We start from the raw sequence: 25,458 nt of genomic DNA, 5'->3' as shown, positions 1-25,458 counted from the left end.
GGTGCAATCACCCCTGCCGTGCTCCGTAGACAGGAGCGTAGGGCATGAATGGGGGATTGCACATGTACTTCGGGAACGTGACGAATCCGGACGAAGTGGAGCTGAAGGCCGTGATGGTGGTGGCAGCCGTCTGGTTCTGCCTGTCTGTCGTGCTCCTCAGCGGGAGGATGTAGGCGCCACGACGCGGTTGGCGCGCAGGAACTCATCGACGAAGGTCCGCTCTTCCGCACGCAGGTCCGCCAAGCCTAGCCCGTAACCACGCGGCTGCTTGCCGTCATCCAGCGTGTACTCCCAGATGACGGAGCTGCGCAGTTTGATCTGCCGCTGCTGCTGCTCGAAGTTGAGCACCAGGTCCACCCGCGTCCCCAGCCGGATCGGCTTGTCCGTGGGGATGAAGAGGCCGCCGGCCTGGAGGTTGATGATGCGGTGGTCGGTGAAGATGCCCGCGTTGCGCGCATTCACCTTGATTTCTATCTGGAGCCGGTCGTTGCGCATCTGCAGGCCGACGAACTCCTCGGCCGAGTAGCGATAGGCCGGAGCCTGCTGCCCGCCACGGGCCGCATGGGGGGCCGCCGCCCGGACGCCCTGGGACGGGGTGGATTGGGCTTCCAGCTCACGCATGCGGCGCGCGAGCAGCTCGAAGACCTCGGCGCTGACCTTGCGCAGCTCGGGGTGGGTGTCGGGCCCCTGGTGCTCGGGAGAGAAGCGCTTGGCCAGCCGGAAGAAGGCGCCGCGCAGCTCCTCCAGCGGGGCGTCCGGCTTCACGCCGAAGAGCTGATGGGCCGGCAGGCCCTCCATCTGGCGCAGCTGCTGGCGCAGGCGCTCGGCCTGTTGCAGCCCGGAGGTGGCCGGATCAGCCCCGGCCGCGCTCAGCAGATCCTTCACCTCGTTGAAGTGCTCGATGGGCTCCCAGGTGGAGCCGTCGCGCGAGGCGCGGGTCACGGCCTTGAGCCGCCCCGAGCCGATCAGATCGCGCAGTGACTGGAGCGTCAGGGGCCCCAGCACGCGACCGATGGAATCTCCAATCCAATAGTTCGACACGCGCTCTCCTCGTGTGGAATCAGTGGGCCAGCGCCTGCCGGACGGCGAGGGCGATCTCCAGGGGATGGAAGGGCTTGCCCACGAAGCCCACCGCTCCAGCGGACATCGCCTGCTCCACCACGGGCTCGGCATCCATGCTGCTGATGATGAGCACGCGCGTGTCCGGCGAGGAGTCCTTCATGGCCGCCAGCACTTCCAGTCCGCTGCGGCGGGGCATGAAGAGGTCCAACAACATCACCGCGGGGCGCTCGCGTGCGGCAACCTCCAGTCCTTCCTGCCCGTCCGATGCCTCGAGGAGTCTCACCTCGAGGCCACTCTCGTGGATGGCGTCCCTCAAGAGGGTACGCACGAAGCGATCGTCATCGACCAACAGAAGCGTCGGAGTGGACATGCCGAGGAATGATAGGCCGGATGGCACTCGAATGCGCGCGCACCGGGGAAGGCCGTGCAGCGATGAACGCTGGGTGAAAGGTGAAGGACTGGAAGTCGACGAGCGCAGCACGGTGTCGCCTGCTTTTGGAGTAAGTGGAGGTGCATGTCCACCGAGAAAGCCCTTGCCCATTTCGAGTCGCAAAAGAACAGCTACCTCGAAGATTTGAAGCAGCTGGTGCGCATCCCCAGCGTCTCCTTCGATGGGTTCGATCCCGCGCAGGTGCGCGCGAGCGCAGAAGCCACAGCGAGACTGTTGAAGTCGCGTGGTTTCGAAAATGTGCAGCTCTTGGAGATTCCAGGTGCGCATCCGTACGTGTACGGCGAGCTCTTGAAGGCTCCGGGCAAGCCCACACTGCTGCTGTATGCCCACCATGACGTACAGCCAGCGGGAGACGAGGCGGCGTGGAAGAGCCCGCCGTTCGAGCCGCAGGTGCGAGACGGACGCCTGTATGGCCGGGGTTCAGCGGACGACAAGGCGGGCATCGTGGTGCACACGTCCGCGGTGGACGCGTGGCTGAAGGGCGGAGGCGGGCTGCCGCTGAACGTGAAGGTCATCATCGAGGGCGAGGAAGAGGTGGGCAGTGAGCACCTCGAGACATTCCTGCAGAAGCACAAGGCGCTCTTGAAGGCGGACGCCATCGTGCTGACGGACACGACGAACTTCGACACGGGGCTGCCGTCCATCACCACCGCGCTGCGCGGGCTCGTCACGGTGGACGTGGAGGTGCGCGCGCTCAAGCAGGCGGTGCACTCGGGCATGTGGGGCGGGCCGGTGCCGGACCCGGTGATGGCGCTGTGCCGGATGCTGGCCACGCTGACGAAGCCGGACGGGAGCATCGCCATCGAGGGCATCTACGACAAGGTGCGTCCGCTCTCCGAGGCCGAGCGCAAGAGCATCCAGTCCCTGCCGGGAGACGCGGAGTACTTCAAGAAGCAGGTGGGCATGGTGCCGGGGGCGCAGATGCTGGGCGGGCGCCACCCGTGGGAGATGAACTGGCGGCAGCCGGCGCTGGCCATCAACGCCATCCAGGCCAGCAGCCGCAAGGACGCGCGCAACATCATCTGCGACGCGGCGTGGGCTCGCGTGGGCATCCGCGTCGTGCCGGACATGGACGCGCAGGACGTACAGCGGCGGTTGGTGGAGCACCTGAAGAAGGTGGTGCCCTGGGGGTTGGAGCTGCACATCAAGCAGGACCCGCCCGCGGGCCCGTGGTTCACGGACATCTCGCATCCGGCCTTCCAGGCGGCGTTCCGCGCGCTGCGCAAGGGCTATGGCACGGAGCCGGTGGCCATCGGATGCGGCGCGTCAATTCCGTTCGTGGAGCCGTTCGCCAAGGAACTGGGAGGAGTGCCCGCGCTGCTCATCGGCGTGGAGGACCCGTACACCAATGCGCACTCGGAGAACGAGAGCCTGCACCTGGGCGATTACGAGAAGGCAGTGCGCAGCGCCATCCACCTGTACGAGGAGCTGGCGAAGGATCTGAAGTAGCCGCTCCCCGCTGACGGCGGGAGGGGACCGCCTGGCTGGGGTCCCCTCACTCCTTGGGCCACTCGGGGTAGGCGAGCTCGAGCGGGCCGTTGGACCAGGACGCATACGCCGCCTCGTCCGCCACGGTGTAGGGCCGCCCGAAGGCCTTCTGGAAGTACTCGCCCCAATCCGGCTGCCGTCCGTCGATATCCTTGAAGCCGTACTCCTTCGCGAGCTGCCAGGAGCTGAAGACGCGTCCGGACTTCGCCGAGACGTTCGGATCGGCCGCCAGCGCCGCGACGGCCCGGCCCACGTAGCACGGTGTCTCCGAGGCGATGAAGTGGGGATCCTTCGCCGCTCCGTCCCGCCAGTTCGCCTCCGTGACCCCGAAGTTCTCAAGCATGGTCTCGGAGCGGAGGAATCCCGGTGTCAGGGCGAGCGCCGTGATCGCGTGACGCCGAAGCTCCCAGGACATGGCGAACGCCAGGCGGATGACCGAGAGCTTGACGAGGTCATAGAAGAGGTTGCCGCGATAGCCGAAGGTGTCGCCATCGGTGATCTCGACGATCAGCCCCCGGTCGTGCTCGAGCATGAGGGGCACCGCGTAGCGGCTCGTGAGGACGTGCGAGTAGATGCCGCGGTCGAGCATGAGACGGCCCTTCTCGGGGGAGAGCTTCCAGAAGGGCTGGCTGAACTCCATGAGCTCGTCGCCGCCCCAGACGTCGTTCACGAGCACGTCGAGCCTGCCCTGCTCGCGCTCGAGGCGGGCGAACAGCTCCACGACCTCGGACTCGACGGTATGGTCGACCCGTACCGCGATGCCCCGGCCGCCCTTCGCGTCGACGAGCTCCGCCGTCTCCTCGATGGTCTCCGGACGCGTGCCGGTGGCGGGCCGTCCCCGCACGCTGCGCCCCGTGCAGTACACCGTGGCTCCCGCCTCTCCGAGCATCATCGCGATACCGCGCCCGGCTCCCCGCGTGGCTCCCGCGACGAGGGCAATCCGTCCTTCGAGTGGCTTCATGGCTCTCCTCTACGACCGTGTGTGATGCGCACCCCGCGCCAGTCGTTGTTCGAGCGATGTATCCGAGCATTCCTGACACCTCTTGTCAGGATTCGGCGCTTAGTGTTTCGGGTAGAGGTCACAACATGCGTGCGGATCGACTCGTCAGCCTGCTCATGCTCCTGCAAACCCGACAGCACTCGACCGCCGGCGAGCTCGCGCGGCGCCTGCAGGTCTCGGAGCGCACCATCTACCGCGACCTCGATGCGCTCTCGGCCGCCGGCGTGCCCGTGTACACGACGCGCGGTCCGTCAGGCGGAGTGGCACTCGTCGAGGGGTGGCGCACGCAGCTGACCGGGCTCACCCGGGCGGAGGTCCACGCGCTCGCCGCGGTCGGTGCACCTGTCGCGCTCGAGGACCTCGGCTTGTCGGCTCCCTTGCGCAGTGGGCTCGTGAAGCTCGCGGCCTCGCTTCCGGCCCTCCAGCAGTCCGTCATCGAGTATGCACGCCAGCGGCTCCATGTGGACCCGTCCTCCTGGTTCGGAGAGCGCGAGCGGGTCCCGCACCTCGCCGTGCTGCGTGATGCCGTCTGGCAGGACCACCGCGTCCGGCTCTCGTACCGCGACTTCGACGGACACCGCACCCGCCGCGTCGTGGAGCCGTACGGGCTCGTCATCAAGGCGGACCGCTGGTACCTCGTCGCGGGCACCGAGCGCGGGCCGAGTGTCTTTCGAGGCTCTCGCGTCGAAGGGGCGCGCCTGCTCGACGAGAAGTTCGAGCGGCCCGCGCGCTTCGATCTGGAGGCGTTCTGGAAGGAGTGGTGCTCGCGATTCGCCGAACGCCGCGCCCAATATGAGGTCGAGCTCCGGGTTACACCCGAAGGAGAGGAGGCGCTGCGGCACATCAGGCCTCCGGCCGATCATGCGCGCCTCGCCCAGGCCCGTCAGGCTCGCGATGGGACGAAGACGGTCACCCTCGACTTCGAGCGCGAGTCCATTGCCCTCTCGCAACTCTGCATGCTCGGCCGTACCGTCGAAGTGCTCGAACCCGAAGCGCTTCGTGCCCGGCTGCGCGCTCTCTCCGACGACCTCCGCGCTCTCTACGGCCCGGAGAAATCATCAGGTAGATGACACGGCGGCACATCCGAAGGTCCGCGGCATACGGCCGCCTCGGCATAGATTTCCGGTGGCTCCCATGCCCCAGGATCCTTTCGGAGTAGAGACCCATGTCCTGAACGCGGAGCTCTGGACGAGTGTGTGCCTCTCCGAGGCCAGAGGACGACGGAGAGGCTCCGGAGGAGCCGTGATGCGCTGAGAGGGAAGGGGCGCCGCTCATCCTGCCCCAGGACCACTCATCACAAATCCCCGGCTCGGCTCCGGATGACTCGTACCTTGTCCCGCGTCACGTACCGCCCTGAGCGGTCCTTCGCGGGAGCCGTCATGTCGCGTCTGCTCGTTTCCCTGCTTACCCTCACGTTGCTCGCCGGTTGTGCCACCACGTCCTCTGCTCCTGGCACGGCCACCGCCTCCGCTGCGCCCGCCCCCTTCCACGTGGAGCGCACCGGTCACGGACGCCCGATGTTGCTCATCCCCGGGCTCTCCTCGTCCGGCGAGGTGTGGAACGAGACGGTCGCGCACTACCGCGACCAGTACGACTGCCACGTCTTCACACTCGCGGGCTTCGCGGGGCAGCCCCCCGTCTCCACGCCCTTCCTGCCCACGATGCGCCGTGCTCTCGCCGACTACATCCGCGAGCAGCACCTGGAGAAGCCCATCCTCGTCGGCCACAGCCTGGGCGGCGTGCTCGCGCTCGCCGTGGCCGAGGATGCGCCGGAGCTGGTGGGCGCCATCGTCATCGTGGACAGCCTGCCCTTCCTGCCCGCGGCCATGGACCCCTCGGCCACGCCCGACAGCATCCGTCCGCAGGTGGAGCAGATGGGGACCCTGATGCGCATGCAGTCGGCCGCACAGCGCAATCAGCAGACGTTGATGACGCTGCGCTCGTTCATCTCCGATGAGAAGAACGTGCAGGTGGCGATGCGCTGGAGCATCGATTCGGATCCGGAGACCATCATCCGGGCCTACGCGGACCTCTCCACGACGGATCTGCGCCCGGAATTGTCGCGCATCACCGCGCCCACGCTGGTGCTGGGCTCGTGGGTGGCGCTGAAGGGCAGGGTGGCTCGCGAGCAGGTGGAGGCCGTGTACCGCGGCCAGTACTCGCGCCTCTCCGGTGCGCGCGTCACCCTGAGTGACACCGCGCGGCACTTCATCATGTGGGACGACCCCGCGGGCTTCCTCCGCGAGACCGACGCCTTCCTGGCCACGGTGCCGGCGTCCGTGGCTCAGGTGGAGCCCCGCCGCTAGGTGTGCTGGAGTCTCCTCTTTCGGAGAATCCATGCGGACCCCGCGTACCCGGCTCTACGTCGCCTGCCAACTCGGTGGCTGGGGGCTTCACGCCCTCGCCAACGTCGTGATGACGCAGCGCCTGGGTTTCTCTCCTTTCGTCTGGCTCCTGGCCGGGGCGACGGGCTTCTTCCTCACGCATCTGTCGCGGCGGCGGCTGTCTCTGCGGGAGTGGAGCCGTCTGTCCCTGCCGGGGCTCGCCTGGCGCGTTCTGGCCACCAGTCTCCTGCTGGGCCTGGTGCAGGACACGCTCGTCTTCCTGGAGTGCGTGTTCGTGGTCCGCGTGTACTCGCTCGCGGAGGCTTCGTGGCCAGGTTTCCTGCTGAGTGGCGTCCAGTGGGTGCTGGTGATGGGCGTGTGGCTCGTTCTCTACTTCGGCGTGCACGCGGTGGAGCGGGCTCGGGCAGCGGAGCTGGAGCGCTGGAAGCTGGAGGCAGCGGCCCAGGCCGCGGAGCTGCGCTTCCTCAAGGCCCAGCTCCAGCCGCACTTCCTCTTCAACTGCCTCAATGGCTTGCGAGGCCTCATCGTCGAGGACCCCGTTCGCGCCCAGGAGGTGGTGACGCGGCTCGCGGCACTGTTGCGCTACTCGCTGGGCGCCCGGACTCCGGAGACGGTGCCGCTCCAGCGCGAGCTGCAGGTGGTGCAGGACTACCTGGGCCTGGAGGCCATCCGCCTGGAGGAGCGTCTGCGGGTGCGGATGGACGTGGAGCCCGCGGCGCTCGATGTGGCCGTGCCCGCCATGCTCGTGCAGACGTTGGTGGAGAATGCCATCAAGCACGGTGTGTCCCAGGCTCCCTCGGGCGGTGAGGTATCCGTCCGAGCCCGCGTGCTCGACCGCGCCCTCCACCTGGAGGTGGCCAATACCCATGCTGGAGCCGCGACGGCGTCGGATGCGGAGGTCAACGGCGTGGGTCTGCGCAACGCGAGCGAGCGTCTGCGCCTGCTGTGCGGCGCGGGAGCCTCGCTTCGACTCGATCGCACGCAGCCGGCGGTGACCACCGCGCGTGTGCACATTCCCCTGCCCGTATGAGAACACTCATCGTTGACGACGAACGTCTGGCCCGCGCCGAGTTGCGCCGCCTGCTCACCGCCTTCCCGGACGTGGAGGTGGTGGGCGAGGCCACCCACGTGGATGAGGCCTGCGAGCGCGTGGAGGCGCTGGCGCCGGATCTGTTGCTGCTCGACATCCAGATGCCCGGCGGCACCGGCTTCGATGTGCTGGCCCGCCTGGAGTCCCCGCCGGATGTCGTCTTCACCACCGCGTACGATGAGCACGCCGTGCGCGCCTTCGAGGTGAACGCGCTCGATTACCTCCTCAAGCCCATCGAGGCTCCTCGTCTCGCCGAGGCCCTGGAGCGCGTGCGCCAGCGTGGCCTCGCCCGACCCGCCGCCGCCACTCCCAGCACCCCGCTGGAACGCGCCTTCGTCCGCGATGGGGAGCGCTGCTGGCTCGTCCAACTGGCGCAGGTGCCGCTCCTGGCCTCCGAGGGCAACTACGCGCGGCTCTACCTGGACGGTGCGCAGCCGCTGCTGGCGCGCTCGCTCAATTACCTGGAGGAGCGGCTGGACCCGGCGCGCTTCTTCCGCGCCAGCCGCCAGCACCTCATCAACCTGGACTTCGTCGAGGCGCTGGAGCCCGGGCCCGGAGGCACGCTCATCGTCCGGCTGCGGGGCGGGCAGGAGGTGGAGATGTCGCGCCGCCAGTCCCTGCGTTTCCGCGAGCGGATGACTCCCTGAGCCTCGCGCCGTTCCGGGCCAGGGGCGTGGGTAGCACGTGCCAGGAGGTTGGTGTATTTCGCCGGCCGTGTCCTCGCTTCCTCCGTCCCTGTCTCATGGGTCTCCCCGGCTGATGGTCGGCCACTCGCCGGGCTCGGGTCCGCTTCTCGTCTACCTCCACGGGCTCGGTTGTGCCGGTAACCGGGACTGGCCGCCGGTCGCGCGCAGCACGGCGCTCCAGGGGCGCGCGAGCCTCTGGGTGGACCTCGCGGGTTTCGGGCAGAGCGAGCGGCCAGCGGACTTCAGCTACGACCTGAGCGCGCAGGCGGAGCTTCTGGCGGAGCTGCTCGGCTCGGAGTCGGGTCCCATCGTCCAGGTGGGTCACAGCATGGGCGGCACGCTGGCCGTGCTGCTCGCGGAGCGTCTCCTGAGAGATGGCCGCCCGCTGCACGCGCTCGTGCTCGCCGAGCCGAACCTCCGGCCCGAGGACGCCACCGGGAGCGCCCGCGCCGCCGCCACCCCGGTGGAGACGTTTCTCCGAGGCTGGGACGACCTGGTCCGTGGCACATCCTCGGGTTGGTATCAGGAGAACCTCCGGCAGGCGGATCCGCTCGCGTTCCACCGGAGCGCCGTGTCCCTCGTCCACCACGGGGCGAACATGCTGGCGCGCTTCGCCGCCCTGCCCCTCGAGCGCAAGGGCTACGTCCTCGGCGGGCGCAGCGACTCGGACACCCATGAGACGGCACGCCGGGTGGCGGCCGCTGGGATTCCCGTCGTCACCGTGAAGGACTCGGGCCACGCGTTCAGTGAGGACGATCCCGAGGGCTTCGGCCGCGCCATCCTCCAGCTCATCTAGGGGATGGTCGCAGGGGCCCCCGCGTCGCTCTATGCTGGCCGGGACTCAGAGAGGACGGTCCATGCTGCAAGCAGTCCGGCGACTCGCCGTGGGGCTCATCGCGACGCTCCCCCTTACCGCGGAGGCGCACAAGAAGAACGCCGCCGCGGCCACGCTCCACGCGCTGATCGAACGCGAGTGGTTGTACCAGCTGGAGCACAGCCCGACCTATGCGTCGGTGTCGGGTGACCGCCGCTGGAATGAGCGCTGGGACGACCGGAGCCTCACCGCCATCGAGGCGGACCACCAGCACAACCTCCAGGTGCTCGCGCAGCTCCAGAAGCTGGATCGCAAGCAGCTCCCGGCCGAGGACCAGCTCAACTACGACCTGTTACGTCGCGACTACGAGACGTGGGTCGAGGAGCACCGGTTCAAGTGGCACCTGCTGCCAACGAACCAGGTGGGCGGTCTGCCGGAGGGAATCAAGCAGCCTCCGGGCATCCAGACGGCCTACCAGCTCGCCGACACGCTGCGCTTCGCGACGATGAAGGACTACGAGGATTGGATCGCCCGCCTCGATGGTTTCGGCACCTACGTGGACCAGGTCATGGCGCTCATGCGGGAAGGCCTGCGCGAGCACCTCATGCATCCCAGGGTCGTCCTGCAGCGCATCCCGCCACAGCTCGAGAGACAGCTCGTGGACGACCCTGTGAAGAGCGGGTTCTACAGCCCCTTCACGCGTTTTCCCTCAAGCATCTCCCCGGCCGAGCAGGAGCGGTTGTCCGCCGCGGGTCGCGCTTCCATCGCGCGGGGCGTGTTGCCGGCGCTCGAGCGCTTCCACCAGTTCCTCACGGCCGAGTACATCCCCGCCGCCCCCGAGCAGGTGGGCATCTGGCAATTGCCGGACGGGCTGGAGATGTATGGCTTCTTCACTCGCAAGTACACGACGACGAACCTGTCTCCGGATCAGGTCCACGAGCTCGGGCTGGCCGAGGTCCAGCGCATCCGCGCCGAGATGGAAGCGGTGAAGGTGAAGACGGGCTTCCAGGGCTCGCTCCACGAGTTCTTCCGGTTCCTGCGCTCGGATGCCCGGTTCTACTGCAAGAGTGGCGAGGAGCTGCTGTTGCGGTATCGCAGCCTCTCCAAGCGCATCGACCCGCTGCTGGTGAAGCTGTTCAAGACGCTGCCGCGGCAGCCCTACGGCGTCGAGCCGACCCCGGACGCCATGGCCCCGGATGTCACCACGGGCTTCTACTACCCGGCCGCGTCCGATGGCTCACGCGCTGGCACGTACCTCGTGAACCTCTATCGCCCCGAGACGCGGCCCACCTGGGAGATGATCCCCCTCACGTTGCACGAGGCCGTGCCCGGTCATCATCTCCAGACGTCGCTCGCCGCCGAGCAGAGCCACCTCCCCGACTTCCGGCGCTACGGCTACCACGTGGCGTACGGTGAGGGCTGGGCCCTGTACTGCGAGACGTTGGGGGACGAGCTCGGCCTGTACGACGACCCGTACGACAAGTTCGGCCAGCTGGCCTACGACATGTGGCGCGCCGTCCGGTTGGTGGTGGACACCGGCATGCACGCGCGGCGCTGGAGCCGGCAGCAGGCCATCGACTACTTCCTGGAGAACTCGCCGCGCCAGGAGCTGGATGTCGTCAACGAGGTGGACCGTTACATCTCCTGGCCGGGTCAGGCCCTGGCCTACAAGGTGGGGCAGCTCAAGATCCGGGAGCTGCGCGCGCGTGCCGAGCGTGAGCTGGGCTCGCACTTCAGTGTCCGCGAATTCCACGATGTGGTGCTGCTCGACGGCTCGCTCCCCCTGGACATCCTCGAGCACAGGGTCGAGGCCTGGATGGCCAGGGTTCGCTCCGGCGCGACGGGCCCCCGATGACCGCGTCCGTCGTCATTCGTGAAGCCCACCCCGGCGATGCCGCCGCCCTGTGGGCGCTGCAACAGGCGGCCTATGAGCCCCTGGTGGCGCGTCTGCCGTCCCGGCCCTCCGCGCTCGGAGAGAGCGAAGCGTACCTGCGTCAGCGGCTGGAGCGAGCCCCCGTTCAGGCGGTGGTGGTGCACGTCGAGGGTGTGTTGGTGGCGGCCGGACGCATCGAAGGTGTGGCCCCGCACGGAGAGCTGAAGCGGATCGCCGTGCACCCCAGCCATCAGGCCCTGGGTCTGGGCCGCAAGTTGGTGCACGCGCTCGAGGCCCATGCCCACCCACTCGGGTTCATCCGCCTGCGTGCCGGTGCCCGCCGGCGGCTGCCCGGCAATGTGGCCTTCTACGAACGGCTCGGCTATCGGGTCGTGGCGGTCGAGCCCTATCCAGCCGGCATCGACGATGACCTCGTCTGGCTGGAGAAACTCCTCCAGGCCCCTTGAGGCTCTACGCGGTGGGCACCGGGCTCAGCGGGGTGAGCACCTCGCAGCCCTCGCGCGTCACCAGGACGGTGTGCTCGAACTGGGCGGAGAGACTTCCGTCCTCCGTCACCACCGTCCACTTGTCCGGCAGGACCCGGATGTCCGGGCGCCCGAGGTTCACCATGGGCTCGATGGTGAGGACCATTCCCGAGCGCAGCGTGATGCCCGTGCCGCGCTTCCCCACATGCGACACATGGGGCGGCAGGTGCATGGCGTGGCCGATGCCGTGCCCTCCAAACTCCCGCACCACGCTGCATCCCTCCTTGCGCGCCAGCTCCTCGATGGCCGCGCCGATGTCTCCCAGCTTCGCGCCGTGACGCACCACCGAGATGCCCGCCTCCCGGCACCGGCGCGCCACCTCCACCACGTGCCGTGCTTCCGCGGACACCTCGCCGATGAGGAACGTGGCCGAGGTGTCCCCGTGATACCCGTTCAGGCACGTGGTCACATCCACGTTGACGATGTCCCCCGGCGCGAGCCTCTCATCTGCGCGGGGGATGCCATGACAGACCACGTGGTTGCGGCTGGTGCAGACCGCCGCGGGAAAGCCGTGGTAGCCCAGTTGGCTCGGCGTGCCTCCGCGCCGCGCGGTGTCCTCTCTCACCCACGCGTCGATGTCCGCCGTCGAGACCCCGGGCGCCAGCCGCGCCGCGACATACGCCAGAGTCCCCGCGGCCGCCTGCCCGGCCAGCCGCAAGCGTTCGACCTCATTCCCTTTCAGCAGTGGAATCCCCATGGCGAGGCAAGGTGGCACCTGCCAGACAACGGAATCCAATGCTGTTTCGGTATGGAGCCCGACCCCTTCGTGCACCGGGTACCCGATTCGCGCTAACCTCGCTGGCCGTGAGTCTCACGCACATCGAGTCCTTCGTCGCCGTGGCCGAGGAGGGCCATGTGGGGCGCGCCGCGCGTCGGCTTCACCTCACCCAGCCCCCGCTCAGCCGCCACATCCTCGCGCTCGAGGACGAGCTCGGCGCCCGGCTCTTCGAGCGCACCCCCCACGGGATGCGCCTGCTGCCCGCGGGCGAGGCGTTCCTGAGCCATGCGCGCCGTATCCTCGCCGAGGTGGACGCGGCGAAGCACACCGTGCAGAGCGTCGTGGGCAACCGGCCGGGTGGGTGAGTCCCCGGCGGCTACGTTGCCTGTCGAACAAGCGGATGCGCCCACTCCAGCAGGAGCCCCGCCTACCGGGTCCGCCAGTGTGTCACGGTGCCCCATTCAGGCGGGCGGCCCGGGCTTCGCGCGGGGCTACGCGCGAGGCCCGCGGACGCTGGTGATGGCGGGTTCCGATGGTGGGAGGCGGGGGGCGATGCTCCTGCAAGCTCCGCAGGTGACATGAGGAGGCAATCCCGATGCCGAAAGTCTCAGTGAATGCTCCGAAGACTCCTGTGACCGAGGATAGCAACGGGCTCGCCGCGGCGACGTTACCCAACGTGTGCAAGATGCCGGGACCGCCAGCACCGTTCGTCCCGACCCCGCTGCCCAACATCGGCAAGAGCGGAACAAGCCCGAAGAACTACTCCAAGAGCGTCACCATCGAAGGGAAGAAGGTGGCGATTCGAGGCGCCACCTTTGGCTCCATGGGTGATGTGGCCAGCAAGGGAACCGGTGGCGGGGTGGTCTCCTCGAATGTGGAGGGACCCACGAGCTTCGTGGGACCTGGCTCCATGGACGTGAAGATCGAAGGGAAAAACGTCCAGTTGCTCGGGGACCCGATGCTCAATAACTGCGGACCGAGCGGCAGCCCGGCCAACGCGGCGACGATGATGGGGTTGATCCAAGCGAACGGGCTCGTCACGACCGTCACCGGAGAGGAGCCCTGTCCTCTGTGCGGAGAGAAACATGGCGCGCTAGCAGAAACAGACGAAGAAGGGAGTGGAACGCGGCCCGATGCCTCGGCGCTGGCCTCGAAGCTCAAGTCAATGCTGGTGGAGAAGAAACACGGCTTGACGACGATGCTCGGTGTGGTTCATTGCAAATGCGGAACAAGAAAGTATGCAGACCACTCGTCCACGACGCTCAGCGAATTCCATGGCGTTGTAAAGGGACTTGGGGGCGAATGGGATGCACCGAAAAGCGAACTCTCGCTCGATGACATCAATGACAAAAAGGACAAGGCGAAGATAGCGAAAGCCAACGAGGCTTCCACCGCCTCAACGACGCGGGTTCGCGAGAACCTGCTGAATCGCTGCCACGACTCGGATCAAGTGTTGGAAGTAAAAATGAGATGGGCAATGGCGACGCATCTGTCAGACACCAGCTATCAGAATCGGAACAAGAAGCCCACTCCCGCCGCCGCCTATCCACCGGGTTTCTGTGCCGCCCAGAAGGTGCTTGTCTTTGTTTGGGATAGCAAGGCCTATCCAGGTGCTCTCACCGAGCAATGGTTCTCCAAGAGCGAGAGTCCGACACTCGCACCGATCGAATTCAGGAATGCCGCAGGAGAGAAGAAAACAGAACGGTTTGACCATGGCAAGTCCGTCCCGCCATGCAAGACCTGCAGTAGCATCGTTCCATTGATGCTTTGCCCAGGAAAAGGCCAGGAGGAGCAGTGTCCACACACGCAGGGCTAGAGCCTGAACTGGAGGATTTTCTCCTGAGGATTGTTCCAGGGCTTGCGGAGCATTGGAAAGGCAGCAGGCCCGAAGAGATAGCCCAGATCGAACGGATCGCAGGCCGCCCCTTGCCTCCGTTCTATCGTTGGTTCTTGACTCGCATGGGCCAGAGCATGGGTCCTCTGGCCTATACGACTCTCGACTTCTCTGCACAGCGTGTCCTCACCTGCTATGCCGAGGAACTGGTCGCGCCTCACCCTCGGTTTTTGCTCATCGGATATGACTCCGATGAGATGATGCCTCTGCATTTCTTCTACGATCTCGATCTACCAGCACGAGCTGATGCAAGAGTGCTGAGAAGGCACGCGGAGGGGGGTGAACGGCACGACCCGTACGAGACCTTCCGCGAGCTGTTGGCGTATGGGGCGTTGTTGAGCTTCCGCGTTGGCAGAATGCCACAGTCCTGCACGGCACTGCTCGTAGGCGATGAGCCAGACATTCTCTCGTACCTCGACCCAGTCATGGATAGCCTTGGGTTCGCAAGACCTCGTTTCACCGGGCCTTGCTGCGGATTGTATGAGAGTCGCGACGCAGCCATGGTCTGTAGCAAAATCCCACGTGACGAGCCCGAGGCAATCATGGCCTTTTCTCTCGGGGGTAAAGATTCAGGCACGCTCAGGAAAATCATGGGGTCGATCGCAACGGAGACCTCACTCAAAATCAAAATGATTGAATGGGAGCCTCCGCTCTGAGGATGGGCCGCCTGGGCCGTTCACGGTGCCCCATGCAGGCGGGCGGCTCGGGCCATGAGTTGGAGGACGTAGGCGCGTAGGGAGGGATCGTCGCTCGGCTTGAGTGAGAGGGCCTGCAGCATCTGGAAGACCGCGGGGCCCGCGTCGAGCCGCTCGCCGAGCAGCGCCACCAGGAGAGGTTCAGTGCCACGGCTCAGGCCCTGGGTGAGCACCACGTCCCGGAGCCGTGCCATCGCATCGGCATTCAAGACGTGCCCGCGAAGCGAGGTGAGGGCCTCGGCCTGGACCGATGGCTCGGAGGCACCGGCGAGCTCGAGGAGGGCTGCCGTGCTCTCCGGCGTGTCCGCCTTGCGCAGGGCCGCGGCCACGGCCGCGCGGACCGATGCATCCGGGTCTCCCGCGTAGGACAGCACCGTGGCCACGTTCTCCGTGCGGCCCGCGTTGCCCAGGGCTCGCAGGTACGTCTCCCGGTCCCCGGGTGTCCGCGCCGCGCCGAGCCCCTCGATGAGGATGCGATTGTAGGTGCCCGCCTCCGCATCCTCCGCGCCCAGCCGGCCCACGGCCGCGCCCAGTGCGTAGGCGCTCGCGTTGCGCAGGTGGGGCTGCTGGCTGGACTCGGCCTCCTGGTGGCTCCGCGCCAGCCACGCCAGCGTGTCCTTCTCCGGCGCCTGCACCAGGCCCAGCCGTTGGAGGAAGAGCTCGTAGGCGCCGGAGTCCGCACGGGCCTCGCGCGTCTCCAGCAGTTCGCGCAGCACCGCCTGCGCCTGGGCATGCCCCGCGCCCACCAGCAGATCCAACACCAGGGCTCGGCCCTGTGCAGTGAACGAAGGGTTTTCGAAAACGGCCACCAGCTCACGGCAGCGCTCCGGCTCCAGCGCGAGCCGTCCGGTGGCTCGCCACAGCCAGTGGCTGTGGTCCGGCATCTCTCCGCCGTTGCCGTACGCCAGCAGCTCCGCCGTGAGCTTCTCCATCGTGAGCCCCTCGGCGCGCTGCTCGAGCAGCCGGCGCTCGACGGCGGCGCTGGTGGTGATGACGCCAGGCTTCCGCACCTCGGTGCGGGCCGCGAGCCCCACATCCGCGGGAGGGGAGAAGCGTCCCAGCTCCCGGAGGGAGAGCCGCACGAGCTCCATGGAGTCGAGCAGCGGTTGTCCGGTGTCGGTCCGGGCGGTGAGGATCTCCTGATGGCTCAGGCTGACGAGGTGCCCGGCCTCGGCGAAGGTGAAGGTGGCATGCGAGTCGAGCTTCTGCGGTGCGACGCCCCCTTGTGCGGCCGCCACGTCCAGCCGCGTGTAGTTGGAGCGCGTGCGCCGCAAGGTGCGGGGCTGGTTCGCATCCACCTCGTAGGAGGCCCGGGCCTGTCCGAGGGAGGTGTTCTCGGTGACGTCCCACTGTCCAGCGTCGCGCTGCGTTGCATCCGCCGGCAGGGTGGGTTGCATATGGGTGATGAGCCACTGCACGGTGTGCTTGAAGACATCCGGATCCTCCGGGAGGAAGCGGATGGCGCGCACGGTGCCAGCGGGCGTCATCTCGAGGAGGGCCTCGCGGCCGGAGTAGGCGGCAGCAACGGCGGCCTCGTCCGGGAGCACCTCCTGGCCCGCGACGCGCAGCTCATGCTGGCGGAGGTTCTCCAGCGAGGCGCCGAGGAGGATGGCCTCGCCGTCGTGGCCCAGCGCGCGCAGGACGAGGTCTCCGGACAGGTGCAGCGAGCCCTCCATCGGAGCGCCCTGGCCGGGCAGGGGAGGCACGGCGCGCTGCTGGCTGCGCCAGTCGAGCGTGTAGACGTAGCGGGTTCCGGCGGGCCAGTCGGGCCGCCACGAGAAGGGACGCGGCGCGGCGGCCTGGCTGGAGGAGTCCGAGGTCGGCGGGGTGCTCGGAACGAGGAAGAAGCCAAGGGCCAGCGCGGCGGTGATGGCGGCCAGCGCGGCGGCGATGCGGAGACGGGTGCCCTTCAACATGGCGGGTCCTTGCGGGATGCGGCGGGAAGGCGGTGGGAGCGGAGGGAAAGGGCCCCGGGGCTGGACGGCGCCCCGGGGCAGGGGAGCAGTGGCTCAGTTCAGGCTGGCGACCGGCACCACGTAGCTCTCGTTGAAGAACGTGGTGTTGAACTGGGGACCGGTGAACGAGGCGAGCTCGAACTCGGCGATGTTGCCCCAGAAGCCGTCGAGGAAGAGCACGATGCGCCCATCGAGCGTGCGCAGGTTCAAACCGAGGGACGCGGCCAGTCGCATCATCAGCTTGGCCGTTGCCGTGTCGAGGTAGAAGGCGATCTCCGCATCGAGCGGCAGCTCGACGCGCAGCAGGGTGACGCGGCCGCGGACGCCCGCGGACACCACCCAGACATCCACCGCGGCCTGCGCGAAGGCATCCAGGCTCGCCCAGGGCTTCACGTTGCCGTGCAGGTTGAAGGCGCACGCCGACTGGAAGCCGCCGTCGAGACCGGCGGTGAGGCCCACGCTTCCGGACACGCCGCCCTGCACGCTGACGGGGATGGCCACGATGACGAAGTAGGTTCCGACGCGGAAGAACTCCTTGCTCACCGAGGGGGCGGCGCTGATGCTGAAGCGCAGGGGGATGGTGTTCTCGCGGCGGTACACGTCGGCGCCGAGCACGCGCAGGAGGGCCAGATAGTGGAACTGCTGGCCCTGGGCGTTCGCCTCGGCGCGCCCGTGGATGACCTCGAAGCCGGCGCCAAAGACCCGGGCGTTGGCGGTGAGCCGGGCATAGAGGTTCGCACTGCCTCCGCAGCTCTGGTCCGCGGTGGCGCTGGTCGTGGTGGCGGTGTAGTCCAGGCCCGCGCTGTAGTCGTAGCTGGCGCCGAAGTACGAGCCGCCGATGCTCTGGTGGTCGCTGCGGCTCCACGACTTGCGGATCTCCCGCGTGACGGGGACCCTCGGGATGCCGTTCTTCCTCAGCCACTCGAGATAGGCGGACAGGTACTCGGAGACCCTGAGGGTGCTCACGCTGTAGTCACCCTTGAGGCCGATCTCCAGCTTGTCCGCGTTGCGAATGAAGCTCGAGTCGCTGAAGTCGTTGCCCGTCAGCTCGAGGCAGCTCTGGTAGTCCTGCTCGCGGCGCGTGAGCATCTCGGTGTCGAGCTGCGCCTTGAAGCGGCTGGGCGACCAGTCGCAGCGGTTGCTCCCATTCAGCCCGAGGCAGCCGAGCTTCTGCGCCTCCACCAGCCCGGCGGAGAGCGACTTGTCGATGTTGTACAGCTCCGCGGCGACCTGCTTGCGCAGTGCGTCCTGCTCCTTGGGATCCGTGCGCTTGAGCTGCGCCTGGTAGAAGTCCCACGTGCGCTGGCGGCGCGAGACGAGGTCTGCGAAGGCCGCCTGCTTCGCGTAGAGCTCATCGAGCTCGTCATCCAGGTAGTTGGCGAGCGTCTTGCTCATCTCCGAGTGCCAGCCGAACGAGGACTTGTAGAACTCACGGCCCTTGGCCGGGACCTGCTCGACGAGCTTCGGATCGAACTTGAACGCATCCGTCCCGTCGGGGTACGGCCCCACCTCGAAGCGGAAGTACAGGTTCTTCTCCAGGTACTTGCCCGGGAAGATGGGGGCCAGCACCTCGCCCGACCGGCTCTTGAGCTCCCGCCCGGCGATGCCTTCCTTGTCATACGCGGCCGTGAAGACGGCGCGGTAGTCCGGGCCGAACGCGCCCACCCGGTTCTCGAAGAGGCTGTAGTCGTAGTACTTTTCGTGCACGTACTCCTGGCACGAGCGGACTTCCTCCTTGTTGGAGTCCCAGGACTTCAGCGCCTCGAGCTGGATCTTGTCGGACTCATCCAGCTTGTCGAAGTTCTTGCGGTAGAGGAGCTGGTTCTTCAGCACCACGCCCGCGTAGCCGCCCTCGCCGCCTTCGAGCGAGAGCGCGCTCACGTCGTGGGGCACCACGTGCGTGACGGCGGCTTCTCCGCCGAGCTCCTCGGGCAGCAGCGAGAGACGCTCGGTCTTCAGCGACTCCCAGGCGGACTGGAAGGACTTGTCGATGAGCTCGTTGCAGAGCTTGCTGTACTGCGTCCCGCAGGTGCTCTGGAGGTAGCCCTCCTTCTGGCAGATCTCCAGGGTGGGGGTGGGGCAGTCCTCCGCGGAGGCGCTCCCGGCGCCCAGCAGCATGGCGAGCGAGGCACCCGCCAGGAGCGGCTGGTGCCAGGTGAAGGGGTTCTGCTTCATGTCGGTGTCCTGTTCTTTCGAGGAAGGCCGAGTGGCCGGGCGCCCCCAAAGCAGGACACATGCCGACGTGAGCCTCCGGGGCGTCTTCCTCTGGAGGCACCTCACCGCGCGGGGGAGGGTTGTGGACGGCGGATCCACACGAGGACTCCCCCGTGAACGTCACGGCTACTTCCTGGAGTGCCAACCAGCCGACTTCGCAGGTGGGCCGTGACCGAGATTTCACCCGGTCGCAACGCGGCGTTTGCGGAGACAGTGAACACTCTGGGTTGACTCCCTCTCCCCACGGAGGCTCCCCATGAACGTCGCGTCCCTCGTGAAGCCCCCTCGCACCGATGCACCCAAGACGGGCACGTTGAAGCTGCTGCGTGTCGAGGCCAGCGTGCTCGCTCAGGCCCTCGCCAGCTCCATCCGCGAGAACGTGCTCGCCTTCCGCTTCATGCGCACCCTGCTGCTCCGGGGGGACACCTTCGTGCCCTCCAAGTAGCGGCTGAGAATCAGGTTCCCCCCTGTCCCTCTGCTGGAGGGACGGGCTCCTTGGGCGCGGGCGGGACTCCCTTGCCCGCGTAGGCGACGACCTTCACCTCGGAGGTGTCGTCCAGCGCCAGCCCGTCCCCCTTCGCCTCGGTGTTCGTCACCGAGATGACGTCGCCCCGGTTCAGCTTGAGGAAGCGCTCGTTCTTCTCCGTGCGGTGCTTCTCCTGCATCGCCAGCCCCATGCGGCCCTCGGGCCCGCAGCCGATGTAGCGCTGCCGTCCCTTTCCCTCGAGCGATTCGGACACGATGCGGAACAACCGCTCCGGCCTCGGCTCCGGCCAGCCCTCGCCCTTGGGCGCCAGCACCAGGTAGCTCATCTTCAGCGATTCCTTGTGCAGCCCCGCCGCCTTCGCGATGTCCTCCACCACCCGGGGCATGGGCCACTGGCGCTCCGCGTGGCACCAGTCGCTCTCCTTCACTAGCGCGGGGCATGCTCCCCGGTACAGGCACGGTGCGCGGATGGCGTAGCCCTTCTCCACCATCACGTCCCGCACCTTCAGTAGCAGCCGGGACGTCTCTCGCAGCGCCGGTTCCAGCACCACCAGGCTTCCGCCCGGCTTCACCTGTGCCAGCACCTGCTCCAGCAGCGCCGCGCGTGGCTTCACCGCCTCGTCCCCCGCGCCGTATAGCTCGTTGAGGACGTGGCCCATCGTGATCAGGTCGTACTTGCCCTCGGGCGGGGCCGCCTTGCGCGTGGGGTCCCACTCCCGGGTGGCGAGCGCCTCTCCCGCTTCGGCGGCGAGCGAGCGGGCGAGCGTCAGCGCCGGTTTGCTCCGGTCCGCCGCCGTCACCTCCGCGGCCCCGGCATCCAGCGCGGCGAAGGCCAACGGGGCGGGTCCGCTCCCCAGGTCGAGCACCGTGCGCGGCCGCTGGGATAGCTCCCCGAGGGCCTCGCGGGCCTGGGCGTAGGAGACGGGCCAGTAGAAGAGCAGGTAGGCACCCAGGAGCTTCGGGTCGTCCATGTACCGGGCTCCGGCGAGCTTCCGGTCGCGCGTGAGCCCGAGGGACAGCTGCTTCACCCCCGCGCCCACCTCCTTGAGCTCCTGGGGTGTCAAGCGCGTTTCGGGCCCGTCCCCCCGTCCGCGGGCTTCCCGCCACACGGCGATGAGCCGCGGGATCCACCGCTCCAGGTCCTTGCCGTAAGCGCCACTCATCCAGCCCTGCCTTCCAACGAAGGGTCGCCTCTTCGAGGCAACCGCGTTAAACCCTGTCCCAATGATTTCCGTCCGAGACCTGCGCAAGCACTACCAGGTCCACAAGCGCCCGCCCGGCCTCAAGGCCGCTCTCCGCTCCGTCATCCACCGTACCTACACCAGTGTGAAGGCGGTGGACGGTATCTCTTTCGAGATAAAGCCCGGGGAACGCGTGGGCTTCCTCGGTCCCAACGGGGCGGGGAAGACCACCACCCTGAAGGTGCTGTCGGGGCTGCTCCATCCGTCGAGCGGCGAGGTGCTGGTGGATGGCCATGTCCCCCGCCACCGGGAGGACCTGTTCCTCAAGAAGATCATGCTGGTGATGGGGCAGAAGCAGCAGCTGCTGTGGGACCTGCCGCCGTCCGAGACGTTCGAGCTCAACCGGGCCATCTACGACGTCCCGCGGGCCCAGTACAAGCAGACGCTGGACGAGCTGGTGACGCTGCTGGAGCTGGAGGAGCTCATCTCCAAGCCGACGCGGCAGCTGTCGCTGGGCGAGCGGATGAAGTGCGAGCTGGCGGCGGCGCTCATCCACCGGCCGAAGGTGCTCTTCCTGGACGAGCCCACCATCGGGCTGGACGTGTCCATGCAGGCGACGATGCGGGTCTTCATCAAGGCCTACAACGAGCGCAATGGGGCCACGCTCATCCTCACCAGCCACTACATGGACGACGTGGCGGCGCTGTGCCCGCGGGTCATCGTCATCGACAAGGGGGTGCTGTCGTACGACGGAGGGCTGGACGCGCTGGTGCAGCGGGTGAGGCCGGAGAAGCGGGTGGTGCTGCGCCTGAAGCAGCAGGTGGACGCGGACACGCTGGCGCCGCTGGGCAAGGTGGTGACGCACGACAACGCGACGGCGGTGCTGCAGGTGCCGCAGGACGCCGTCAACACCACGGTGAGCCGGGCGCTCTCCAGCCTGCCGGTGCAGGACCTGACGGTGGAGAACGCGCCGCTGGAAGAGGTGATGAGCGAGCTGTTCGCCGAGAGCAAGGCGCGCCGGGAAGCGGTGGGCGCATGAGCGCGCGGAGCACCTTGCGCGCCCTGCCCACGCTGCTGCGGGTGGGCATCTCCGAGGCGGTGGCCTACCGGGCGGAGATGTTCGTCTGGGTGCTGTCCACCACCATGCCCTTCATCTCGATGGCGCTGTGGACGGCGGTGGCGCGCTATTCGCCCGTGGGCCGCTATGACTCCGAGGGCTTCATCCGTTACTTCCTGGCCGCCTTCGTGGTGCGGCAGATGACGGGGGCCTGGGCGGCCTGGCAGATCAACTTCGAGGTGCGCCAGGGCACGCTGGCCATGCGCCTGCTGCGTCCCATCTCTCCGCTGTGGAGCTACGCGGCGGAGAACCTGGGCTCCTTCCCCATGCGGCTGGTGATCGTGGTGCCGGTGGCGCTCTTCTCGGTGTTCAAGCTCGGCGCGGGCTCGGTGCCCCAGACGTGGTGGGGCTGGGTCTTCTTCTTCCTGGCGCTCATGGGAGGGTGGCTCATCACCTTCCTGGCCAACGTGGCCATCGGCACGATGAGCCTCTTCATGGAGAGCAGCACGAAGCTGATGGACGTGTGGATCGCGCTCTTCTTCGTGTTCTCCGGCTACCTGTACCCGGTGGAGCTCTTCCCGCCCGCGCTGCGGGGGATGCTGGAGTGGCTTCCCTTCCGCTATCAGATTGGTCTGCCGGTGGAGTTGATGACGAACGTGCACGGCTTCGGGGCGGCGCTGGGGCTGCTGGCGCGCCAGTGGCTGTGGGTGGGGCTGATGCTGGCGATCTCGGTTGGACTCTGGAAGCGGGGCCTCAAGCGCTTCGCGGCGTTTGGAGGGTAGGCAGATGCTGCGCCGCTACCTGCGCCTGCTCGGTGTCCGGCTCCGGGCCTCCAGCCTGCTCGCGATGCAGTACCGCGGGGACTTCATCGTCGACGGCATCATCTCCCTCTTCTGGACGGCCACCGCGCTGATTCCTCTGTTCGTCGTCTTCCAGAACGAGCAGCAGCACATCGAGGGGTGGAGCTTCGGCGAGTCGCTGCTGGTCATCGGCTGGTTCACGCTGCTGCAGGGGATTCTCGAGGGAGCCATCAACCCGAGCCTCACCGGCGTGGTGGAGCACATCCGCAAGGGGACGCTGGACTTCGTGCTGCTCAAGCCCGCGGATGCGCAGTTCCTGGTGTCCACCGAGCGCTTCCTGCCGTGGCGGGTCATCAACGCGCTCGCGGCGCTCTTCATCTTCGGCTACGGCTTCCACCTGCTGGGGCGAGCTCCGTCGCCGTTGGGAGTGCTGGTGTCACTGGCGCTGCTGGGCACCAGCGTGCTGCTGCTCTATTCGCTGTGGATCCTGACGGTGGCCGCGGCCTTCTACGTGGTGAAGGTGGACAACCTGACGTACTTCTTCACGTCCATCTTCGATGCGGCGCGCTGGCCGGCCTCGGTGTTCCGCGGAGTGCTGTCCTTCGTGTTCACCTTCGTGATTCCGCTGGCGGTGATGACCACCTTCCCGGCCGAGGCGATGCTGGGGCGACTGCCGGGGATGTCGCTGCTCTGGGCCGTGGTGGGCTCCGTCCTCTTCGCCTTCATCTCGCGCCGGGTGTGGCTGCACTCCATCAGCCGCTACACGTCGGCGAGCAGCTGACTCCCGGGCGTTCCGGGTTCCTTCCTCCGAGTGGCCTGCTGTGACTTGAAAAGTCACGTCGGGTCTCTATTATCTTGGAGGTAAGGTGCAGGGACGGGTTGACGGTGGCACCTGCACGCGAGGCCAGCGAGGTGCCGTCATGAGTATTGGGTCCTACCGCATCGATCCGGATGATCCGCGTGCGCCGCCCCAGGAGTTGTGGGATCGGCTGACGCCCGAGGAGCGCGCTCGTATCATCGACGAACTGCCGTCCGAGTTTCCGGTCTCCGAGGCGGCTCCTCCCGAGGGGGATGCTCACTTCGAGGCCAAGGTGGGGACGCGCAAGGTGCTGGGGGGCTTTTTCACGCGCACGGGCCGCAAGGTGTACTTGGCCTGCGAGCTGCCCGTCTACTATCCGGGCGAGCGCATGTTCGCTCCCGACGTCATCGCCGTCGTGGGTGCGGAGCAGCATCAGCGCATGCACTGGGTGGTGAGTGCGGAGGGGAGGGGGCTCGATCTGGCCCTGGAAATCTATGTCGCGGAGGAGCGGCGCGAGGAACTGGAGCGGAACGCGGAGCGCTTCGCCCGGCTCGGCATCCGCGAGTACTTCCTCTTCGACCGTGGGCGCTTGCGGCTGACGGGGTGGAGGCTGGATGAGGGTCGGCGTAGCTATCGAGCCATCTTGCCGCAGCAGGGCTTCTTCGCGTCCGAGGTGTTGGGGTTGGTCCTGCGGGTCGAGGGCGAGCGATTGCGTTTCCATCAGGGCCGGGCGCCGCTGCTAGAGGCGGACGAGATGATGGCCATGCTCGACCGAAGGGCGCAGGAAGCGGAGGCCCGGCGCGCCGATGAGGCCCGGATGTGCGCTGAACTCGAACAGCGGCTCGCCGAGGAGATGCGCCTGCGCACCGAGGAGGCTCAGCGTCGAGCGGAAGCCGAGCGTCGTCTGGTCGAGGCCCTCGCTGAATTGGCGAGGCTGCGTGGCGGCTCGGGCTGAAACCGGCTCCTCCGGGCGCTCATTCGTGAGCGAAGCATCCTTCGGGATGCGGCCGCGGTAGGGCCGGGTGGGACGTGCGGAAAATCCACGGAAAAGCCCGCCCGCAACCAGCGCGGACCTGCCGGGTTTGAGGGGAACGAACGGGGCGCACGACGCCCCGGTGGTTGAAACCCTCTCAAATCCAAAGGAGCAGGTCATGCGTCTGAACAAGTCGATGATGCTGGGGGCGGTGCTCGTACTGGCGGCGTGTGGTGGCAGCCAGGTGGAGGACACGGAGTATGTGGAGGCCACGCCGGACCTCACGGGCACGTCGCTGGAGATCAACGGGGATGTGGCCGACGAGGGCTCGAAGCTGACCGCGGAGGACTTTTCTGGCGCATACGCGCAGGCGCTCACCACTCAGGGACCGGAGTTCCTGGCGGGCGCTCGTGCCGAGGTGAAGGCCCTCAACGCCGCCCTCAAGGACGCCATTACGCGCATCACCACGCTGGCCAACGGTGACCTGAAGGAGGCCCAGAAGGGCGACGTGCTGGTGTACGGCCCGAAGGACCTGGACAACGCCACCTTCCGGCTGCAGGTGAAGAAGACGAGCACCAAGCGCTTCGCGTGGAAGCTGGAGGCCCGGCCGCTGGGCAGCACGGACGACACGGCGTGGAAGCTGGTGGGCGCGGGTCGGTTGGCCAGGGGTGAGCTGGCGCACCGTGGTCGTGGCACCCTGGCCCTCAACCTGGACAACCTCAAGTCGGTCGCGCCGAGCACTACGGGCCAGGGCAAGCTGATGGCCTCGTTCGCCCACACCGTGGGCGAGGACAAGACGGTGTCGTACCGGCTGGTGGGCTTCACTCCGAACCCGGCCAACCATGATCCCGTCACGGGCGCCTTCGTGGGCTACCGGCTGCTGCCGTCGCGCGTCACCGGCATCCGCGTCATGGGCAAGTGGAACCTGAGCAGCACGGCGACCGACGCGAAGGAGAACGTCTTCAGCCGCATCCGCTTCCGCCCAGGCATCGGAGGCCGCGCGGACGTGCTCGCCTCGGGCGGAGACATCCCGGCCAGCCACGTCTTCATCGGCAGTGCGTGCTGGGACGCGCAGGAGAAGGAGGTTTTCAAGATCCTGCGTGACTGCGTGAAGGGCACGGAGGGCCAGCCGGGGAGCTGCTCGGTGGTCTTCAAGGAGGGCGACCTGCTCGACTGCAAGCACGCCGATTTCCGCGGCGACGTGGAGCCGCCGGCCGAGAACCCGAACGACACGGCCCAGGAGCCGGGCGCGCCCTCGGAGACGCCGGACGACGTGCCGGGCGATGTGTCCGCGGACTTCTGAGGCCGCGCCGACGCCTCACGGGGCGGGCG

The 25,458-nt window shown here is 67.6% G+C and carries 25 protein-coding genes; 18 read left to right on the top strand and 7 right to left on the bottom strand.

The features are described from left to right. The first annotated feature begins 44 nt into the window (after nt 1–44). Nucleotides 45–173, top strand: coding sequence for a hypothetical protein (locus DAT35_RS61775; RefSeq protein WP_255415166.1), 129 nt, complete (start codon nt 45–47; stop codon nt 171–173). Here DAT35_RS61775 and DAT35_RS10895 read toward each other — a convergent pair. Both DAT35_RS10895 and DAT35_RS10890 read right to left on the bottom strand, forming a co-directional pair. Continuing rightward, nucleotides 157–1,041, bottom strand: coding sequence for a TIGR02266 family protein (locus tag DAT35_RS10895; protein ID WP_233261407.1), 885 nt, complete (start codon nt 1,039–1,041; stop codon nt 157–159). The genes DAT35_RS61775 and DAT35_RS10895 overlap by 17 nt on opposite strands. A gap of 19 nt (nt 1,042–1,060) precedes the next feature. Next, nucleotides 1,061–1,432, bottom strand: a complete 372-nt coding sequence (locus DAT35_RS10890) for a response regulator (RefSeq protein ID WP_108066875.1) — start codon at nt 1,430–1,432, stop codon at nt 1,061–1,063. 144 nt (nt 1,433–1,576) lie between these two features. Between DAT35_RS10890 and DAT35_RS10885 the strand changes: the two genes are divergently transcribed. Then, a complete protein-coding gene (locus tag DAT35_RS10885; protein WP_108066874.1) occupies nt 1,577–2,962 on the top strand; it encodes a M20/M25/M40 family metallo-hydrolase in 1,386 nt (461 codons plus the stop codon). 46 nt (nt 2,963–3,008) lie between these two features. On the opposite strand, the gene DAT35_RS10880 is transcribed toward DAT35_RS10885, so the two are convergent. Beyond that, nucleotides 3,009–3,962: an SDR family oxidoreductase gene (locus DAT35_RS10880; protein WP_108066873.1), complete on the bottom strand. Its 954-nt coding sequence runs from the start codon at nt 3,960–3,962 to the stop codon at nt 3,009–3,011. A gap of 125 nt (nt 3,963–4,087) precedes the next feature. On the opposite strand from DAT35_RS10880, the gene DAT35_RS10875 reads away from it, so the two are divergent. The 7 genes from DAT35_RS10875 to DAT35_RS10845 all read left to right on the top strand — a co-directional run bounded on the left by DAT35_RS10875 (nt 4,088) and on the right by DAT35_RS10845 (nt 11,276). Further along, nucleotides 4,088–5,071 (top strand): YafY family protein, encoded by a 984-nt coding sequence (locus DAT35_RS10875; protein ID WP_108066872.1) that lies wholly within the window; start codon nt 4,088–4,090, stop codon nt 5,069–5,071. A 309-nt stretch (nt 5,072–5,380) separates the two neighbouring features. Beyond that, nucleotides 5,381–6,307 (top strand): alpha/beta fold hydrolase, encoded by a 927-nt coding sequence (locus DAT35_RS10870; protein WP_108066871.1) that lies wholly within the window; start codon nt 5,381–5,383, stop codon nt 6,305–6,307. A gap of 31 nt (nt 6,308–6,338) precedes the next feature. Then, nucleotides 6,339–7,376, top strand: a complete 1,038-nt coding sequence (locus tag DAT35_RS10865; protein WP_108066870.1) for a sensor histidine kinase — start codon at nt 6,339–6,341, stop codon at nt 7,374–7,376. Continuing rightward, the gene (locus tag DAT35_RS10860; protein WP_108066869.1) at nt 7,373–8,083 is read left to right on the top strand and encodes a LytTR family DNA-binding domain-containing protein; all 711 of its coding nucleotides are present in this window, start codon (nt 7,373–7,375) and stop codon (nt 8,081–8,083) included. The genes DAT35_RS10865 and DAT35_RS10860 overlap by 4 nt, the downstream gene beginning before the upstream one ends. Nucleotides 8,084–8,150: 67 nt before the next feature. Further along, nucleotides 8,151–8,918 (top strand): alpha/beta fold hydrolase, encoded by a 768-nt coding sequence (locus DAT35_RS10855; protein WP_108066868.1) that lies wholly within the window; start codon nt 8,151–8,153, stop codon nt 8,916–8,918. A 61-nt stretch (nt 8,919–8,979) separates the two neighbouring features. Continuing rightward, nucleotides 8,980–10,791, top strand: a complete 1,812-nt coding sequence (locus tag DAT35_RS10850; RefSeq protein WP_108066867.1) for a DUF885 family protein — start codon at nt 8,980–8,982, stop codon at nt 10,789–10,791. Beyond that, nucleotides 10,788–11,276, top strand: coding sequence for a GNAT family N-acetyltransferase (locus DAT35_RS10845; protein ID WP_108066866.1), 489 nt, complete (start codon nt 10,788–10,790; stop codon nt 11,274–11,276). Before DAT35_RS10850 ends, DAT35_RS10845 begins: the two co-directional genes overlap by 4 nt. Before the next feature lie 4 nt (nt 11,277–11,280). On the opposite strand, the gene map is transcribed toward DAT35_RS10845, so the two are convergent. Continuing rightward, entirely contained in the window at nt 11,281–12,051 is a 771-nt protein-coding gene (gene map, locus DAT35_RS10840) for a type I methionyl aminopeptidase (protein ID WP_108066865.1), read from the bottom strand. A 107-nt stretch (nt 12,052–12,158) separates the two neighbouring features. Here map and DAT35_RS10835 point away from each other — a divergent pair, with 107 nt between their 5' ends. The 3 genes from DAT35_RS10835 (at nt 12,159) to DAT35_RS10825 (ending at nt 14,622) form a co-directional block, all read left to right on the top strand. Beyond that, on the top strand, nt 12,159–12,437 hold the full coding sequence (locus DAT35_RS10835) for a LysR family transcriptional regulator (RefSeq protein WP_108066864.1): 279 nt from the start codon (nt 12,159–12,161) through the stop codon (nt 12,435–12,437). A 230-nt stretch (nt 12,438–12,667) separates the two neighbouring features. Continuing rightward, a complete protein-coding gene (locus DAT35_RS10830) occupies nt 12,668–13,888 on the top strand; it encodes a DUF4150 domain-containing protein (protein WP_108066863.1) in 1,221 nt (406 codons plus the stop codon). Further along, entirely contained in the window at nt 13,867–14,622 is a 756-nt protein-coding gene (locus DAT35_RS10825) for an SMI1/KNR4 family protein (RefSeq protein WP_233261406.1), read from the top strand. Before DAT35_RS10830 ends, DAT35_RS10825 begins: the two co-directional genes overlap by 22 nt. Nucleotides 14,623–14,642: 20 nt before the next feature. Here DAT35_RS10825 and DAT35_RS10820 read toward each other — a convergent pair whose 3' ends face one another. Next, the gene (locus DAT35_RS10820; protein ID WP_108066862.1) at nt 14,643–16,577 is read right to left on the bottom strand and encodes a HEAT repeat domain-containing protein; all 1,935 of its coding nucleotides are present in this window, start codon (nt 16,575–16,577) and stop codon (nt 14,643–14,645) included. A 93-nt stretch (nt 16,578–16,670) separates the two neighbouring features. Continuing rightward, entirely contained in the window at nt 16,671–18,791 is a 2,121-nt protein-coding gene (locus DAT35_RS10815) for a hypothetical protein (protein ID WP_108066861.1), read from the bottom strand. A gap of 295 nt (nt 18,792–19,086) precedes the next feature. On the opposite strand from DAT35_RS10815, the gene DAT35_RS10810 reads away from it, so the two are divergent. After that, entirely contained in the window at nt 19,087–19,275 is a 189-nt protein-coding gene (locus DAT35_RS10810; RefSeq protein WP_108066860.1) for a hypothetical protein, read from the top strand. Between the two features lie 10 nt (nt 19,276–19,285). On the opposite strand, the gene DAT35_RS10805 is transcribed toward DAT35_RS10810, so the two are convergent. Further along, on the bottom strand, nt 19,286–20,479 hold the full coding sequence (locus DAT35_RS10805; RefSeq protein WP_108066859.1) for a small ribosomal subunit Rsm22 family protein: 1,194 nt from the start codon (nt 20,477–20,479) through the stop codon (nt 19,286–19,288). Nucleotides 20,480–20,540: 61 nt separating this feature from the next. Here DAT35_RS10805 and DAT35_RS10800 point away from each other — a divergent pair, with 61 nt between their 5' ends. The 5 genes from DAT35_RS10800 to DAT35_RS10780 all read left to right on the top strand — a co-directional run bounded on the left by DAT35_RS10800 (nt 20,541) and on the right by DAT35_RS10780 (nt 25,429). Next, nucleotides 20,541–21,536, top strand: coding sequence for an ATP-binding cassette domain-containing protein (locus DAT35_RS10800; RefSeq protein ID WP_108066858.1), 996 nt, complete (start codon nt 20,541–20,543; stop codon nt 21,534–21,536). Next, entirely contained in the window at nt 21,533–22,336 is an 804-nt protein-coding gene (locus tag DAT35_RS10795; RefSeq protein ID WP_108066857.1) for an ABC-2 family transporter protein, read from the top strand. The genes DAT35_RS10800 and DAT35_RS10795 overlap by 4 nt, the downstream gene beginning before the upstream one ends. A gap of 4 nt (nt 22,337–22,340) precedes the next feature. Then, nucleotides 22,341–23,135: an ABC transporter permease gene (locus DAT35_RS10790; RefSeq protein WP_108066856.1), complete on the top strand. Its 795-nt coding sequence runs from the start codon at nt 22,341–22,343 to the stop codon at nt 23,133–23,135. Nucleotides 23,136–23,274: 139 nt separating this feature from the next. After that, a complete protein-coding gene (locus tag DAT35_RS10785; protein ID WP_108066855.1) occupies nt 23,275–24,108 on the top strand; it encodes a Uma2 family endonuclease in 834 nt (277 codons plus the stop codon). Between the two features lie 196 nt (nt 24,109–24,304). After that, on the top strand, nt 24,305–25,429 hold the full coding sequence (locus DAT35_RS10780) for a hypothetical protein (protein WP_108066854.1): 1,125 nt from the start codon (nt 24,305–24,307) through the stop codon (nt 25,427–25,429). Nucleotides 25,430–25,458: the final 29 nt, after the last annotated feature.

The organism is Vitiosangium sp. GDMCC 1.1324 (genome assembly GCF_003044305.1).
Taxonomy (GTDB): domain Bacteria; phylum Myxococcota; class Myxococcia; order Myxococcales; family Myxococcaceae; genus Archangium.
This window is presented reverse-complemented; position numbering and strand designations above follow the sequence as displayed.